13 protein-coding genes and 1 pseudogene are annotated in these 15,320 nt (G+C 68.0%); 8 read left to right on the top strand and 6 right to left on the bottom strand.

Going from position 1 to position 15,320, the window contains the following annotated elements:
• Nucleotides 1–23 precede the first annotated feature (23 nt).
• Nucleotides 24–2,630: a DNRLRE domain-containing protein gene (locus ACIBG7_RS34020; protein WP_397338846.1), complete on the bottom strand. Its 2,607-nt coding sequence runs from the start codon at nt 2,628–2,630 to the stop codon at nt 24–26.
• A 476-nt stretch (nt 2,631–3,106) separates the two neighbouring features.
• On the opposite strand from ACIBG7_RS34020, the gene ACIBG7_RS34015 reads away from it, so the two are divergent.
• The 3 genes from ACIBG7_RS34015 (at nt 3,107) to ACIBG7_RS34005 (ending at nt 5,392) form a co-directional block, all read left to right on the top strand.
• Nucleotides 3,107–3,538: a hypothetical protein gene (locus tag ACIBG7_RS34015; protein WP_397338845.1), complete on the top strand. Its 432-nt coding sequence runs from the start codon at nt 3,107–3,109 to the stop codon at nt 3,536–3,538.
• The gene (locus ACIBG7_RS34010) at nt 3,535–4,752 is read left to right on the top strand and encodes a type III PLP-dependent enzyme (RefSeq protein WP_397338844.1); all 1,218 of its coding nucleotides are present in this window, start codon (nt 3,535–3,537) and stop codon (nt 4,750–4,752) included. The genes ACIBG7_RS34015 and ACIBG7_RS34010 overlap by 4 nt, the downstream gene beginning before the upstream one ends.
• Nucleotides 4,753–4,861: 109 nt before the next feature.
• Nucleotides 4,862–5,392, top strand: coding sequence for a hypothetical protein (locus ACIBG7_RS34005; protein ID WP_397338843.1), 531 nt, complete (start codon nt 4,862–4,864; stop codon nt 5,390–5,392).
• 41 nt (nt 5,393–5,433) lie between these two features.
• Here ACIBG7_RS34005 and ACIBG7_RS34000 read toward each other — a convergent pair whose 3' ends face one another.
• A complete protein-coding gene (locus ACIBG7_RS34000) occupies nt 5,434–7,161 on the bottom strand; it encodes an acyl-CoA dehydrogenase family protein (protein WP_397338842.1) in 1,728 nt (575 codons plus the stop codon).
• Entirely contained in the window at nt 7,158–7,409 is a 252-nt protein-coding gene (locus tag ACIBG7_RS33995) for an acyl carrier protein (RefSeq protein ID WP_397338841.1), read from the bottom strand. The genes ACIBG7_RS34000 and ACIBG7_RS33995 overlap by 4 nt, the downstream gene beginning before the upstream one ends.
• 213 nt (nt 7,410–7,622) lie before the next feature.
• Between ACIBG7_RS33995 and ACIBG7_RS33990 the strand changes: the two genes are divergently transcribed.
• A complete protein-coding gene (locus ACIBG7_RS33990; protein WP_397338840.1) occupies nt 7,623–9,365 on the top strand; it encodes a fatty acyl-AMP ligase in 1,743 nt (580 codons plus the stop codon).
• A gap of 70 nt (nt 9,366–9,435) precedes the next feature.
• Here ACIBG7_RS33990 and ACIBG7_RS33985 read toward each other — a convergent pair whose 3' ends face one another.
• On the bottom strand, nt 9,436–10,032 hold the full coding sequence (locus ACIBG7_RS33985) for an IS5 family transposase (RefSeq protein WP_397339061.1): 597 nt from the start codon (nt 10,030–10,032) through the stop codon (nt 9,436–9,438).
• 13 nt (nt 10,033–10,045) lie between these two features.
• Nucleotides 10,046–10,237 (bottom strand): annotated as a pseudogene (locus tag ACIBG7_RS33980) (transposase); the annotation flags it as partial.
• Nucleotides 10,238–10,839: 602 nt separating this feature from the next.
• On the opposite strand from ACIBG7_RS33980, the gene ACIBG7_RS33975 reads away from it, so the two are divergent.
• A complete protein-coding gene (locus tag ACIBG7_RS33975) occupies nt 10,840–11,310 on the top strand; it encodes a DUF6283 family protein (RefSeq protein ID WP_397338839.1) in 471 nt (156 codons plus the stop codon).
• The gene (locus ACIBG7_RS33970) at nt 11,307–12,992 is read left to right on the top strand and encodes a tyrosine-type recombinase/integrase (RefSeq protein ID WP_397338838.1); all 1,686 of its coding nucleotides are present in this window, start codon (nt 11,307–11,309) and stop codon (nt 12,990–12,992) included. The genes ACIBG7_RS33975 and ACIBG7_RS33970 overlap by 4 nt, the downstream gene beginning before the upstream one ends.
• Here the strand turns inward: ACIBG7_RS33970 and ACIBG7_RS33965 are convergent.
• Nucleotides 12,929–13,549, bottom strand: a complete 621-nt coding sequence (locus ACIBG7_RS33965) for an RNA polymerase sigma factor (RefSeq protein ID WP_397338837.1) — start codon at nt 13,547–13,549, stop codon at nt 12,929–12,931. The genes ACIBG7_RS33970 and ACIBG7_RS33965 overlap by 64 nt on opposite strands.
• A gap of 229 nt (nt 13,550–13,778) precedes the next feature.
• Here ACIBG7_RS33965 and ACIBG7_RS33960 point away from each other — a divergent pair, with 229 nt between their 5' ends.
• The gene (locus tag ACIBG7_RS33960) at nt 13,779–14,450 is read left to right on the top strand and encodes a VOC family protein (RefSeq protein WP_397338836.1); all 672 of its coding nucleotides are present in this window, start codon (nt 13,779–13,781) and stop codon (nt 14,448–14,450) included.
• A 436-nt stretch (nt 14,451–14,886) separates the two neighbouring features.
• On the top strand, nt 14,887–15,309 hold the full coding sequence (locus ACIBG7_RS33955; RefSeq protein WP_397338835.1) for a GNAT family N-acetyltransferase: 423 nt from the start codon (nt 14,887–14,889) through the stop codon (nt 15,307–15,309).
• The last annotated feature ends 11 nt before the right edge of the window (nt 15,310–15,320 follow it).

The following is a 15,320-nucleotide window of genomic DNA, read 5'->3' as shown; positions in this document are numbered from 1 at the left end:
CCACCGCCGCGCGCAGAACTTGATCATTTCTTGTAGATGTCCTTTCCGACGGCCTTCATCACATCGTGGAAGTCAGTGAAGCCGTGTACGCACACATCCAGAATTGGCTCAGTCTTCGCGTTGGAGACGGCGGTGATGCCTTTCGCCACGACGTAACCGTCAGACCTGAAGGTGTAGACCGGCCCGCCCGAGTCGCCGCCGTTGACGCATCTGCCGGCCTTCTTGCCCATCTGAAGCCAGCGGGTCTTCGCCCCGCTTTCCTTATTTTCGATCTTCCAGCCGAGGTCGGTGACCTTCCATCGGCAGATTTGCCCTGAGGTGATTCCACCCGTGCAGTACTGGTCGCCTTCCTTGGCGGGGACGGAGTATCGTCCGCCTACCCAACGCTTCAGAGAGGAATTCTGGTCACCGACGAAAATGGTCGGGGAGGTCTCCCGGAACAACGTGTTGATCAACGTGAGGTCGCCGTAGTAAGTCGGCTGGCCGGGCAGTTTCACGGTGCCGACTCCGTCGGTGTGGTTGTCCCACTTGACGGTGCCGATGGACGTCATCTGGTTAGCGCCAGCGGTGCAGTGTCCAGCGCTCACCATCAGCTTGTCGGCCGCCGAGCCCATCGCGAATCCCGTGGTGCACTCCCTGCCGTCGCCCGTCGCGGGCGAGGCGAAGAGGGATCCACCATTGACCTTACCGGTGTCCACCTGGCGATTGTCAGTGGCGGCGCTCTGGCTTTGCTGGTCGTCGATCAGGTCGAGCCGATCGGCGTCCGTGCGCAGCCAGATCGCCACACTGTAGGTCCCATACCTGTCCGCCAGCGCTTTGCGTAGCCCGGGGGAGGCGTCTGTGGACTGCACAACCACGAGATTACGCTCAGGCCACAGATGCGTGGCGAACAGCTCGGTCCCGGCGGGGACCGTCTCGTCGAGGTCAAGCACTTCGTCGAGGATGCTGTCAAGCTTCTGGTAGCTGTTGGCCACCTCGACCACGTGCGGGGCGACCGAGTAGTTCGTTTCCAGCGGAGCGAGCGGCAATGCGTGGGCGGCTGGTGAGTCCTCATTCTCGAAGTCGCCCGGGATCGTCTCGTCGGCCTCGCCGTTGGCGTAGGCGATACCGGACAGAGCCTGACCCGCGAGATCCTTGCCCGCTGTGGTGGCCGGGGCGACGACCTGGCCGGTCTCGGGGTCGAAGTACGGCGGGGCGAGCAGGGGCGCGTTCGCCTGGGCCCGATCACTGGCGCCGCTCAGCGCATGGGTGTTGACGCTGGAGACAGGCAGAGTGTCCAGCTTCCATGCAGCGGGAGCAGTGAAGACTTCGACGCCGTCCGGCCCTGCTGGGCTCACGACGGTGGGCCGAGGGGCGGGTACGGCTGTGACCGTGATCTTCGGAGTCAGGTTGGGCATGCCGTATTCGGATGAGGCCAGCACGCGGAAGTCGTCGTCGTCGAGGGTCTCGTCGGGTGCCTGGAGCACGACGCCGTAGTTGGGTTCGCCCGCTGCCCATGACTTGGCGATATCGGTGATCGGCCAGTCGAGCGGGCCCATGTCACAGTCGGGGCCATACGACTGTTTGATCGTTTGCGCACCCTCGGTGGTGGAGGCGGGAGCGGTGTTCCAGGTGATCGTGCTGGCGTCCCACCGGCCGGTCACGCGACGCACTTGGATGCCGTTGACGGTTTCGCCGCATCCGGGGCCGTCGGTGTTGGTCAGGGTGAGCTTGGCGTCGACGATGTTCTGCCCGGTGAGCGCAGTGTCGTCGAACCTGAGGTAGGAGCGGTTGCGAATACCGAAGATGCCGCCAGCGGTGAGAGTGGACGAGCCGGGGTTGGCCGGGTTGCCCTCGTCGGTGATGTCGACGTCCCTGGTTGCGGCGGTACCCACGGTCGCGCCGATGGCGACGGGGTAGGTGGTCTGCGGGTCGGCGAGGAAGGCGGACTCGGGCCGGACGGACAGGGCCTTGGCGGTAGCGCTCGCGGAGATCACCCGCTGCTTGCCGTTCGCCGAGCGCAGGGCGACGGGGGTGGATCGGGCGATTTCCCGGCCGCCGGGGTCCAGCACGGTGGCGGCGCCGTTGGTTCCCGGCTTGACGGTCAGGCCCGGCGCCTGCAGTGGGAAGGTGAAGTCGGTCTTTGCCGGGCGGGAGTTCAGCACGATCTCCCAGCGGAAGCCGGTGGCCAGGGCCGTCACGACCAAGGACGAGCCGGGGCCGGCGGCATCGGGGTAGGCGGCCTTGTTGCCGGTGACGGTGGGTTTGCCGAGTGGGTCGGGCCAGGAGAAGATGATCTGTCCGCGGTCCGGGACGTTCAGGGTGGCCAAAGGCTGTCTCGCGCCGCCGGCAGAGAAGGCGACGTCGGTGGCGGTGATCTTGGGGCGTAGTGTGCCGGCTGATTCGACCAGGGTCGGGTCGATCCACTGCCATGCGTTGTCGCGTCGCACCCGTACGGGCTGTGTCCAGGTCTCGATGACGAGGCGGCCCTCGGGAGTTCTGGTGACGCGCCGGTTCTCGGTGGAGGCGCCGAGAATCTCCCCGGCTGGTGGGGGCTTTTGGGTGAACAAAGCTGGGACCGGGTTGGGGCTGGCTGCGGCGGGTAACTGTTGCGCGGTGGTGACGCTCGCCAAGGTGACGGTGACGAGCACAGCCGATGACAGTTGCCTCACAGGGCTCCTTACAATCGACGACAAGACCGGTTGATCATGAAGGAACTTGTCAGGAAAAGTCAACACTCTGATAAGAGTCTTCACGTGACGGGCTCAAGATTCGGCGGAATCCCCCGGTGAATCAGAACTCGCGGACACGGTGCGCGGCAACGACCTCGAACCCGAGGAACTCGCCCGACTTTGGTAGCAACCGCACCTCCACGGCCACCCACCCAGTCGTCGACGGCCGCGACGGGTTCACCATGCCCATCGCTCCGAGTGGCGTTGGGGGTATGCCAGACCTGTGCGGCCGGCAGGGAGCGCGCGGTTTCTCCCTCGCAGGTCGTCCCCATGCCCGCCCGCGGATCTGGCGAGATGCCCACTCCGTCGACCGGACGCCTGCGTCGCATAAGGCGCACGGCGAACCTCTCCCTGCGGGAGAGACCGGCGAGATCACCGTTCACGGGCCGCACGTCATGGATGGCTATTGGGGTGACCAGGCGGCATCCGAGCAGCGATTTCCCATCGATCCCGCCACGGGCGAGCGGATGCTGCGCACCGGCGACTACGGCTTCCTCGACACTGACGGCGCGCTCACATTCGTCGGCCGCAAGGACGACATCTTCAAGCGCCACGGGGTTCGGACCAGCCTCAGCGAGGTGGAGGCCGCAGCACTCGACATCCCCGAAGTCTTGGAAGCGGCGGCCGCCCTGGTGGGGCCACGGCGGGAATGCGTCCTCTGGGTCGACTCCGCGCTACGCGCCGAGCAGGTCATGAAGGAGATCGCGGACCGGATCGGGTCGGCGAAGGTCCCCGACCGCTGCCTTGTCGTATCGACCTTGCCACGAACCACAAGCGGCAAGATCGACAAAGTCCAGCTCAGCACTAGTCTGGTGGCGGCAGAGTGAACGACCTGGTTGATCGGTACGGCAGCCCCCTCTACATCTACCGCCTCGCCGACGTGAGCGCCGCGGCCATGCAGTTACGCGGGCAACTCCCGGAGCAGGCGAGGCTCTACTACTCCGTCAAGGCGAACCCACACCCTGTGGTGATCGCGGAACTCGTCCGCCAAGGTTTGCACTGCGAGGTCAGCTCAGCCGCTGAGCTGACCGCCGCGCTCTCCGCAGGGCAGGCGCCCGAGCGTTGCCTCATGACCGGTCCGGGCAAGAGCGCGGAAGAGCTCGGTGACGCTGTACGGCGCGGCGTCAGGACCTTCTCGGTGGAGTCTCGGATCGACCTCGACCGGCTGGAGCGCGTCGCGTCCCAGCACGCCGTCGGACTCGACGTGCTGCTGCGGCTCAACGGCGTTCAGGCGGCCAGCAACGTGACCGGCCTGCGAATGACCGGCGCCGCTACCCAGTTCGGGATGTCGCCTGAGACCGCCGTCGACATCCTGCGCACCACCGGCGACAGCACCTCGCTCAACCTGGTGGGCGTGCACATCTTCCCTGCGACCAACATCGCCGACCCAGACGGCCTCATCGCGGAGTTCCAGCTCAGCATCACGACAGCAGCCGAAGTGTTGCGCGAGGCGGGGAAGAGCGGTCGTCTCATCGACATCGGCGGCGGCTTCGCGGCTCCATACGCCCGCGTCGGATCCCGGCCCGCCTACCCGGACCTGCGACGCGCGCTCGAAGCCGCACTCGACCAGAGTCTGCCGGAGTGGCGCTCAGGGCGGCCGGAGATCGCCTTCGAGTCCGGCCGCTACCTGGTGGGCGGTTGCGGGACGCTGCTGACAAGCGTGCTCGACGTCAAACCGCATCCCGGCATCATCTACGTCGTCCTCGACGTAGGTGTCAACGCCCTCGGCGGGATGTCCGGGCTAGGACGCATCCTCACCCCTGACGCCCAGCCGATCGGCCCCGCCGCCGTCGAGACTCGAGCCGACCGGCTGAGCCTCGTGGGACCGCTCTGCACTCCGCTCGACATTCTGAGCCGGTCGGCGAACATCCCCATTCCCGACGTCGGCGATGTCCTGGAGATCCCGAACGTCGGCGCGTACGGACTGACGGCCAGCCTGCTTGGTTTCCTCAGCCGCCCTGTTCCTGCGGAGGTCGTCCTGGACGGCGCGGGCGACGTGCTGGACGCCCGCCGGATCGTCCTGGTCGGCGAGAGCCTGTGACCGGTGTGGCATTCGACATCGCGCTCGTGGGCATCGACGGAATCGGCAGGTCGACGGTCGCCGAGGCTCTGGCTGACCCGCCCTGTCCGCCACAGAGGACGGGGTTCGGATGGCGATCGAAGCAGCGCTCGCCGGGCTCGACGACCTCTACGTCGGGCACAAGTTCTTCCACCGTCGCATGACGCGCCATCCGTCCCTGGTGAGCATCCTCAACGAGCATGGCCACCTGCTCTTCGGACAGCCCGCCGACGCGGCCGAACGATCAGAGATCGAACGCCTGGTGCGCCTGCGGATGACAGTGGCGAGCCACCTGCTCTCCCAGACGCTGGTCAACGCCGGGGAACAAGCCGCACCAGCGCTGGCACCCTTCAGGAACGCCGGCGAAGGCTACACGCGTAACCCGTTCTACACGCCCGTGCGCTGGGCCGGCGGGATCGGGCTGATGGTCGGGGTCGACCTCGTCTACCAGTTCGATCAGGACACGGCGATTCTGTGGAGCCTGGTCGACGGCAAGAGCGCTGAAGAGATCGCCACCGAGCTCGCCGGGCGGGCGGCGACGGCTCGACGCGACCAGGCACTCTTCGTCGGTCACACCGTACGAGCCTGGCAGAAGGACGGGATCGTCGAGCGCCGCCTCTGAGGTGCCGACTCGCCCTTCGCCCGGGTCGAAGGGCGAGCTCGCTACTCGGCCACAGGCATGGGCATCAGAGAGAAGAGCTCGCCCGCCTCCGCTTGTCGGCACATCAGCTCGAACCCCGCCGTCATCAGGCGCTCGTTGCGAGCATGGTCGGTTTGGAGCCTCCGCACGATCCGGTCCAGGCAGAGCACGACCCACATGCCGTCACGGAATTCCTCGGACAGCCCGTCCTCGGCGTACAGCCAGGTGACCATGACGGATCCGGCCGCATGAAGCAGTGCGTTCGTACGGGCCACGGTGAAGGCGTGCGCCCGGAGACGGCGCGACCGGTTATCGGTGATCGCGGGGAGGTCTTTGAGCATCCGGGCCCGCGTCTGGTCGAGCTGATCGAGAAGCGCCTTCAGTTCACCGGCGAGAGCCGAGTCACGTGCTTCCATCAGCTCTACGACACTCTTGGTGTATCGGGGCCAGCCCGCGGTGAGCTCGTCGTCAGCGCCGTTGGTCAGGCGCAGATCGGATCCGGCCGGAAGCCACGGGCGCGGTTGTGAGCCCAAGGCGAACAGGTGGCGCAGCAGTTCGTCGTCCCGGTCGTGGTCACGCTCCCCTCCACCGACCGCCTGAGGCAGTTGCGCAGCGATCCCAGCCAGGTTGACCTGCGTCGTCCCCTCGAAGATGCCGGCGATGGAGATGTCCCGCTCGATCTTCTGGAAGTGCCGGTAGTCCGTCTCCGATCGCAGATATCGTCGCGCGCTGAGGACGGTGGCCAGGCTCGCGACGGCTTCCTCGCAGATCACCGGCACCAGGTACTTAACGATGGCCGACCAGAGGCTCACACGGCCCGGGGCCGCGGAGATCGCTCTGGTGACCGGGATCGTCGTGCACTCGCCAATGAGCAGGTCAAGGTAGGCGTCGAGGAGAACGCCCCTGATCACGGAGATCTCCGTGATCGGCGCTCCGTAGAGCACCCGACCCTGCGCATGACGCAGCGCGATCCGCAGGGCTGTGTCGAGACCTCCCATCGCCAATCCACCGATGAGGGTCCGAGTGAGCTGGAGAGTCTTGAGAACCTTCGCGGCACCGGAGCCTTCTCTGCCCACGAGCGCCTCGGCAGGCACCGGGCAGTCGGAGAAGGTGATCCCCGAGAGGTCGTGACCCCGCAGTCCCAGCGTCCGAACGCTGTCGAGCGGCTCCCATCGGCCTTCGGGCAGCGCAGCCTTGTCCAGGAAGAGAAGCGAGAAGGCATGAGAACCAGTGCGCGCGTAAAGCGTGAGAAAGGAGCCGCGGTTGGCGTTGCCCACCAGCCACTTCGTTCCGTGCAGAACGAAGTGATCGCCCTCACGTCGCGCCCGCATCTCGCAATTGATCAGGTCGCTGCCGTGGTCGGCCTCCGACATCGCGAACGTGCCGCAAGCACCGGCGCGGAGCATGTGCGCGAGCCGACGTCGCTGCGCCTCATCACCCCAGAGCCACACCGGATTGGCGGCCAGAAGCGTGCTTCCGTAGTAGACGGCGAGCCTGGCATCGCGACGGGACAACGCCCGAAAGGCCGCGAACAACTGCTCATAAGAGACGAGCCGTCCGCCCTGGTCACGCGGGACGAGCAGATCCCCGAACCCCCAGTCCCGGACGATGGCGAGAGCGGCGTCCGGGAAGCGGTCCTGCTCATCGGCCTCAACCAGCGCATCCACCGACATCGGCGCGCCAGCCTGAGCGATCAGGCGTTCGAGATCTGCGGCAGCCGCGTAGGTCGCCAGTGGTTCGGCGACCGTCATCGCTCGCCCAGGCACTTGTGCAAGTACGTGGAGAGATCAGACACCGTGGAGTGCTCCCAGATCGCGGAGGGGTCCACATCGATCCCATAACGGTCCTGGATTTCGCTCGTGATCCCCAGGACGTACACAGAGTCGACACCGAGTTCCACCAGAGGTGCGTCAGCGGCGATCTCACCCGCCTCGCAGTCCACATAGAGGGCTATTCGTTCGCACAGCCAGCTGGCGATGGCAGCGGACTCGTCGTTCATTCAGATTCCTTATCGTCGACCTGGGCCACCACCCATCCTGGGTATCGTTCGACATCTGCGTCAACGGAAGCTTCGGACGCGAAAATGCCTTCCAGGGGAAAGCGAGAAAAGCCAACTCGGAGCATGTTCGACGAGTATTAGCCGTTCTTCCGGCAGGTTATCTTGCCCATGTGCTGCCTGGACTGTCCACCAGCTCCGGGATGTCATCTTGGCATGGCTAGTGGCAAGAGTCTGATGACCCTGTGCAGCGCGATCCGGTCGCACGCGCTCCACCACCCCAAGCGGCCCGCCGTCGGATTCGTCCGCGACCCCGGCGACCCCTCGACCGCACGCTGGTGGACCTACACCGATCTGGACCGGGAGGCGCAATCCGTCGCCGCCTATCTGCGCACCCATGCCGAAGCCGGAGCGCGAGTACTGCTGACCTACGCCTCCAGCGGGGAGTTCGTCGTCGGACTGCTCGGCTGCCTGTACGCCAACCTGATCGCCATCCCGTCGTCGCTGCCAGGTCAATACGCGCATTCGCGACGCCGAGTCCTGAACATCGCGCGTGACGCGGGATTCTCCTTTGTGCTCGCCGGCTCGTCGGTGATCGACGAGGTTCACTCATGGGCCGATGAACACCTGCCAGGCACGACAATCCTGGACCACGCGGCCGCCGTCGTTCACCCCGGCCGGTATTTCGACTCCGACGCGATCGACCCCGCCACTGTGGCCATTCTCCAGTACACGTCAGGCTCAACCGGCTCCCCCAAAGGAAGCGTGGTCACCCATGGCAATCTGCGGGCGAACGCGTCTGCCATCCTGACCGCTTTCAGCATCGACCAATCCGATCGCTTCGGAGGGTGGATACCCAACTATCACGACATGGGAATCGGCATTATTCTTCCGCCGCTGCTCGCTGGCGCGAGCACCGTTCTCATGGATCCGGCCACCTTTCTACGCCGGCCGAGCTCATGGCTCAAGCTGATCAGCACGTACGGTGTGACCTTCACAGCCGCCCCGAACTTCGGGTACCGGCTCTGTACCCGCCGGGTGACCGAAGCGGAAGTCAGCGGCCTCGACCTGTCATCCCTGCGGCATGCGATCAACGGGTCCGAACCCGTGGACGCGCGCGTCGTGCGAGAGTTCACCGAGCGCTTCGCCCCAGCGAGACTGCGCCAGGAAGCGATCGTCCCCAGCTACGGCATGGCCGAGGCGACGGTGTTCATCGCAGGCACCCCAGATCGCACCCCTGTGGTGTTCCGATGCGCCGGAGACGCGCTCGCCGACGACCACCTGGTGCCGAGCGAATCCGGCGCCCCCCATCGGGAACTGGTGAGCTGCGGCCACCCCCAGGACCTCGAGATCCGTATCGTCTCCCCCTCAGGCCAGGAACTGGCCGATGGACAGATCGGTGAGATCTGGCTGCGCGGGCCCTCGATCGTCGCAGGCTACTGGAACAACACCGAGGCGAACGCGCGATCGTTCGACGCGCGCATCGGCGACGAGGGTGGCTTCCTGCGCACCGGCGACCTCGGCGCCTTGGTGGACGGCGAGCTGTACGTCACCGGCAGGATCAAAGAGATGATCATTGTCAGGGGGCGGAACATCTACCCACACGATGTAGAGCAGGAGGTCAGGCTGCACCACGACCAGCTCCGCGACGGATGCGGGGCGGCGATCACGATCCCCGGCGAGACAGGCGACGAGCGACTGATCCTGGTGCACGAGGTCGTGGGGCGTGCCTCGCCGGAGGAACTGGCGGCGACCTCGAGGAGCATCCGAGAGACCGTGGTGCGCGAATTCGGCGTTCGCTGCGACCAGGTGGTGCTGGTGCGACGTGGTGCCGTACGCCGCACAACAAGCGGAAAGATCGAACGGGCGGAGATGCGCCGAGCCTACCTCGCCGGCGAACTCCACTCACTGGTGGACGACGCCGTCCAGGCAGACAGCCCGGCCACAGCTGGTCGCTGACGATCGGCTTTCATGCACCGTCTTTCGACTGCCGCTGTCGCGAAGCCTGATCGTCGACTTAGACGATGTCTCATTTGGTGATTCGGCGGTAGCAGATAAGGGCTGCGGCCAGGGCGACGAAGGATGCGAAGTGGTCGGCTCGGCGTTCGTAGCGGCGGTGTAAGCGTCGGCAGCCTGCCAGCCAGGAGACCGTCCGTTCGACCACCCATCGATGGCGGCCCAGGCGCTGGCTGGATTCGATCCCGCGGCGGGCGATGCGCGGGATGATGCCGCGCCCGCGCAGGAAAGCGCGCAGGTGTGGGTAGTCGTAGCCCTGTCGCCGTGGAGCTTGGCGGGTCTGCGGTGGGCGCGGGCCACGGCGGGAACGTATGGGTGGGATGCTGCGGATCAGCGGTTCCAGTGCCAGGCTGTCGTGCGTGTTGGCGGCGCTGATCGCGACAGAGATCGGCAGACCGGTCCGATCGGCGATCAGGTGGATCTTCGAGCCTTCTTGCCGCGATCGACAGGATTCGGGCTCGTCAACTCCCCCCTTTGACCGCCCGCACGCTGACCGAGTCGATCGCGCATCGAGACCAGTCCAGCTCTCCGCGCGAGCCGACCTCGTCCAGCAGGATCCGGTACAGCTTGGCCCACACCAGGGCGGCGCTCCACTCGGCGAAGCGGCGATGCACCGTCTGCCAGGACGCGCCGAAGATCGGCGGGAGCTGACGCCACGTGCAACCGCTGGTCGCTACGAACACGATCGCCGCCAAGACCAGGCGGTCATCGGCTCGTCGCCCACCACCCTGCGGGCGCGTCGGCGACGGCGGTACCACCCGCTGAAACAGCTCCCACAACTGGTCCGGAACCAGCCGATCGATGAACGGATCCATGATCAACCAAACGATTGAACACCAAACAAGACACGGTCTAAAGGCGCAAACGCTATCAACTGGGCCGGGTCCCAGACCTTGCCGATCTCCACGAGCTGCTGGAGTCGTGGGGCGGCCCCCATGTCACCGCATGAATAAGCCCGGCCGCTGTGCGGGAATGCGTGATGGATGCTGAGCACCCTGATGCCTATCGCGGCCACTCCCCACCTGGGGTCTCAGGGCTCAGGCTGTTTGTCCAACCGCACGTGCAACGGGACCACCCGGTACAGTTCCCGGCCATCGGCGACTGAATAGGCGTAGGACACCGAAGAGTGGCATTTCCACCGCAGCGGCCCATGACCGCCACGCCCCGCGAAGTGCTCCACGCCGGCCCTGGCGCGCTGCACGCTCACATAGACGTGTGCCCAGTAGCGGGTATGCGCCTTCGGCTCTGCGGCGGTGTGATCTCGACCAGGTACACCCCGGGTGACTCGCTAGGTAGACCCATGACCCGACGGTAGCGAAGCCATCCCCCTTCCCGGAGGTTGATCAGCTTGGGATCTCCTTGGATCCACATGGCGATAATGACGCTTATCGCCATGTCGAGGGTGTGAAGTCGGGGCATGGATGGTGCTGAGGGAACGGGCCGGCTGGAGTTCCGGAGCCGGCCGTGCGCGGGCTCGGGCCGGGTGTGCCCCTGGCGGCGGGATGCGGACCTGACGGCTTTCTCAGACGAGGACATGCGCCGCCTGATCGCGGCCAGCGACGGCGACACCCGCGGCGGCGCGTTCTCCTTCGAGGTCGCCGAGCGGATGTTCGAGGGCCGCCGCATGGCGTGCCATCTGGATCAGCCGGGCACGGCGCACGCGATGCGGCTGTGCGCGGGCTGGCTGGCGGTGGTCGGCCGGCACCACGCCCGCGCCCGGATGAGCATGCTGTGCGGGCAGTTGCCGGCCGAGGCTCTCTACCCCGACACCAGCGCCTGGCCCGACCTGGTCGACGACCTGGAGGAGCTCCTGCAGCGCCGCGAGGCCCAGCTCGCCGCGCTCGACGGGGCCGATGAGGTCGCCGCGCGGGAAGGATTTGCGGGATGAGCGCCCCGGCAGGCTCAGCTCCCCAGGATCCGATCGTCGGTGCCGAGGCTCCGCCGCTGGACCCATCCGCCGCCGCCACGCCCGTCTCCCCGGCCGCGGTGGTGGATCTGACCGCGCTGACCGGCGGCGCCGTCGTCGTCTCGGGCCCGCCGAGGCGCGGCGCCCCCGCGGCCGGCGACGAGGCTGACGGCGAGGCCCGCGATGGTGAGGAGGCGGCGTGGGGCGAGCTCATCCCGCTGGGCGCGCTCCCCGTCGAGCTGCCGCCCAAGGGCACCTCTCCCCCGGCGCGCACGGCCACCGAGCTCGCCGCGCTGCTGCGCACCGCCGGCGCGGGCGAGCGGCTGCTGCAGGCGACGGGCGGCTGGCTGATGTCGGAGCGGCGGGCCTGCCCGGCCACGCAGCAGGCCTACATCCAGGACGTGTCCTGGCGGCTGTGGGGGGTGCAGGCCCGCGGTCTGATCATCGCCGACGTCGACTTCCTGGAGACCGACCTGTACGCCGCGGCGATGCGGCACGCCGACTGGGCCAGCGCCACCCGGGCGCGCCGGTTGTCGGCGGTGCGCAGCTGGTACGGCCATCTGCTGCGCGCCGAGGCCGCGCAGCGCAACCCGTTCGACGGGATGAAGCTGCCCAAGGTCCGCTCGAAGGTCACCCGGCATCTGACCGGCGGCCAGCTGCAGGCAATGCTCAGCCATGCGCTGGCGTTCGAAAGCGTGCGCACGCAGGCGATCATCGCGACGCTGCTCGACACCGGCTGCCGCATCAGCGAACTGCTCACCCTCACCGTCGCCGACTTCGGCTACAACGCCGGCGAGCGGGTGCTGAACCTGCGGGCCAAGGGCGACCGGGTGCACCAGGTCGTGATCGGCCGGCGCACCGCCGACCTGCTGGACACCTATGTGCAAGAGCGCGGCACCGGCGCGGGGCCGCTCTTCGTCTCTCGTACCGGGCTGCCGCTGCGCCGCTCGTACGTGTTGGAGCTGGTGCAGCGGGTGGCCGGCGCCGCCGGCATCGAAGAGCCGCAGACGCTCGGGCTGCACTCGATCCGGCACAGCGTGGCCACCGACCTGGCCGAGCACCTGCCGCTGGAGGTCGTGCAGCGCCTGGGGCACGCCGACCCGCGCACCATCCAGCGCTACACCCACGACGACGGTCTGCACCGCGATCCGGCGCGGCACGCCGACCGGCGCATGCCGCCGCCCGCGCGAACGCCGACCGGCGCACGGCCGCTGACGGGGATGAGCGCTAAGCCGCAGGGGCCGCCTGACGGCTGGTCAGCCTCGGCTACCGGGCCAGCGGCCGAGCGCATCACTCCACGCCTCGGCGGCCGGGCTTCCCGCCGGCGGGGGCCGGGCAACTGGCGGGCATGGCAGGCAGGCAAGCGGCCGACGCGGCCCGCCTGTCGTCCGGTGGACGCAGGCTCAGACGCAGCCACTCCGTTTCAAGGACTTGGACCAGGCCGGAAGTTCGTCGGTGATCTGCGGACGGGTGACGGACCAGACCTCACGCCCTCGTCCCAGCACGAGCTCCTGGCCGCCCAGGAAGACGTAGGAGGTCTTGTCGAAGATGAAGGATTCGCGGGAGATGGTGCCCCCGGGACCGAGGTTGTCCACCCGGGTCACGGCGATGCCCGTTCGTTAGGAACCCCCTTCTCGGCGCGCATCACCGCGATCTGCTCGTAGTGGAGGTACTGGTCGTCGCGGGGTTCCGGCCACGGGGTGACCAGTTTGTGCCGGAGCTGCTCCTGGTCGGTCGGCCATCCACGCAGGTCGGCGTAGGTGAGTCCGCCATCGCCGGGGCACTGGGTCTCGAGTTCTTTCCTGTGCTCGCCGCGATGGGGGCCGGACAGCGCCGGCTTGCGCCAGCTGAGTCTTGGGCGGGAGCCGTCGACGGACTCCCAGAACTCGACTGCGTCGTCGGCGTCGGGAAGCACGCCCACTTTCGAGTACGCCTTATAGCGGTGTATCTCGGCGCGCTGATGCCGGCGGATGAAGTTGGTCGCGAAGCCGTACAACCAAGGAAGGGCCTCCGGACGGGCGGTGTCGTAGTCGCGGCGCTGCCTGAACGCGGCGAGGAACGTCTCGGAGACGACGTCGTCGGCCGTGTCGTCGCCGAGCCGGCGGGCCACATAGCGGTGGATGTGTCCCGCGTGCCTGTCGAACAGCAAGGCGAAATCCTCGGGATCTCGCCACGACCGTTCGATCAGGGCGGCGTCAGACAGGGTCGTGCTGAGCGGCATGTGGTTGGGCCTTTTCAAGGAAGTGGTGTCGCCCGTCTTTCACACGAGTGAGGAAACGAGTTCACGGGACGCTGCCTACCCCCCGGAAGGCTCGGGTGAAGGCCACGAGAGCGCGCACGCCAAGATTCGCCGCTGCGCGGCCAGGCGCGGGAGGACTCCGTGCTGAAGACTTCCGAGATTACGAAGCGCCGTCCGGGCGCCCGCCCTACCCGGCTGCCGCCCGCCTACGATGGCGTACTCGCCGAGTACGCCGCGGCGCTGGAGCGCGCGCCACTGTCGGACGAGACCCGGCGCACCTACCGCTCCCGGGTGCGCATGTTCCTGTCCTGGCTGGCCGACCACGCCGCCACCTATTCCGCCGATCCCCTCGCCGATCGGCAGGCGCGGGACTGGGCGGTGCGCGACTACCGAATGTGGCTGCTGCGCGACGGCCCCGCCAAGCGCAGCCGCGTCTACGTCAACTCCGCTCTCACCGCACTGGACGACTTCCACGTCCGCCGAGGCTTGGGCAAGGCCGACGTCGCCCGCGAAGACCTGCCCAAAAGCGCACCGCGCGCCCTGCCTGAGCTTCTCCACACCGCGAGCGGTCCACCCTGCTCAGGCCGTCGGCTACTTCTGGAGCCGCGCCCTCGACTACCCGCTCGTGTGGGACCAGGACGAGGAGACCGCGATCCGCGCGCCGCACGGCGGACCCAAGATCACCTGGGGTGGCCCGCCCGTGGCGCCCAAGCTGGGCAAGAACCGGCTGCACTTCGACCTCGCCGTGCCGCCGGGCGGTTCGGCGCGAGAGGAGGCCGAGCGCCTGGTCGCGCTCGGCGCCGCCGTCGTCGGCAAGGAGCCGGGCCGTTTCCTCATGACCGACCCGGAAGGCAACGAGTTCTGCCTGCTGACCGGTCGGTGACGTGGCCGACGAGCCGAAGGTCCCACGAACTGGACCAGATTGTCGGCGCGGTGCGCCTGGCAGCACGAGGGGACGCCCATGCAGCTGCATCCGGGCGACCTCGGCTGGTACTGGCGCTTCGGCGCCCCGGAACTGGCCTCCGCGCTGCGCACGTGGAGCCGCGACGGGCAGATCCTCGCCGTCGGGCTGCTCGACGGCCCCGGGCTGCTGCGGGTGACGTTCGCGCCCGGCGCCTTCGACGACGTGGACCTGGCCGCCCGGCTGGCCGGCGACGTGGCCGCCCCAGCAGGCGGCGTCTTCCCCGCCGGGAAGGCGAGCGTCGAGGCGCCAGCGACCGCCGTCCTCCAGCGGGTGCTGGAGGACGGCGGGCTGGCTCGGCGGCGAGCCGTGGACGCCGCTGCGCCGCGACCTGACGGCTCCGGTGGAGCCGTCCGGCGTGCGCATCGAGGTGGCCGGGCCCGAGGACGCCGAGGTGCGGGCGGCCGTCCAGCGGGCCTCGTTCGACGGCTCGCGCTTCTCCGCCGGCCACTGGCGGGCGATGGCTTCCGGCCTGCCGTACGCCGAGGGGCGGTGCCTGCTCGCCTACGACGGGCGAGGCGAGGCGGTCGCCGCGGTGACCGTGTGGAGCGCGGGCCTGGGCAGGCCGGGCCTGCTGGAGCCGATGGGCGTCCATCGTGACCACCGCGGCCAGGGGTACGGCAGGGCGATCACCGTCGCGGCCGTCGCGGCGCTGCGCGAGTTGGGCGCCACCAGCGCCCTGGTGGCCACCCCGTCCTCGAACGCCGGCGCCGTCGCCACCTACCGCTCGGCCGGTTTCGCCGAGCGCGAGCCGACCCGCGACCGCGTGCGCGACATCTGACGCCTCCCCGG

Origin of the sequence: Nonomuraea sp. NPDC050328, assembly GCF_044459405.1 — a bacterium.
GTDB lineage: Bacteria > Actinomycetota > Actinomycetes > Streptosporangiales > Streptosporangiaceae > Nonomuraea.
This window is presented reverse-complemented; position numbering and strand designations above follow the sequence as displayed.

Bases quoted from the DNA above. Each gene is read 5' to 3' on its own strand.
- ACIBG7_RS33990 (WP_397338840.1), top strand. From the start codon at position 7,623: ATGGCTAGTGGCAAGAGTCTGATGACCCTGTGCAGCGCGATCCGGTCG.
- ACIBG7_RS33995 (WP_397338841.1), bottom strand. From the start codon at position 7,409: ATGAACGACGAGTCCGCTGCCATCGCCAGCTGGCTGTGCGAACGAATA.
- ACIBG7_RS34000 (WP_397338842.1), bottom strand. From the start codon at position 7,161: ATGACGGTCGCCGAACCACTGGCGACCTACGCGGCTGCCGCAGATCTC.
- ACIBG7_RS33975 (WP_397338839.1), top strand. From the start codon at position 10,840: ATGGATGGTGCTGAGGGAACGGGCCGGCTGGAGTTCCGGAGCCGGCCG.
- ACIBG7_RS33965 (WP_397338837.1), bottom strand. From the start codon at position 13,549: ATGCCGCTCAGCACGACCCTGTCTGACGCCGCCCTGATCGAACGGTCG.
- ACIBG7_RS34005 (WP_397338843.1), top strand. From the start codon at position 4,862: ATGGCGATCGAAGCAGCGCTCGCCGGGCTCGACGACCTCTACGTCGGG.
- ACIBG7_RS33960 (WP_397338836.1), top strand. From the start codon at position 13,779: ATGGCGTACTCGCCGAGTACGCCGCGGCGCTGGAGCGCGCGCCACTGT.
- ACIBG7_RS33970 (WP_397338838.1), top strand. From the start codon at position 11,307: ATGAGCGCCCCGGCAGGCTCAGCTCCCCAGGATCCGATCGTCGGTGCC.
- ACIBG7_RS34015 (WP_397338845.1), top strand. From the start codon at position 3,107: ATGGATGGCTATTGGGGTGACCAGGCGGCATCCGAGCAGCGATTTCCC.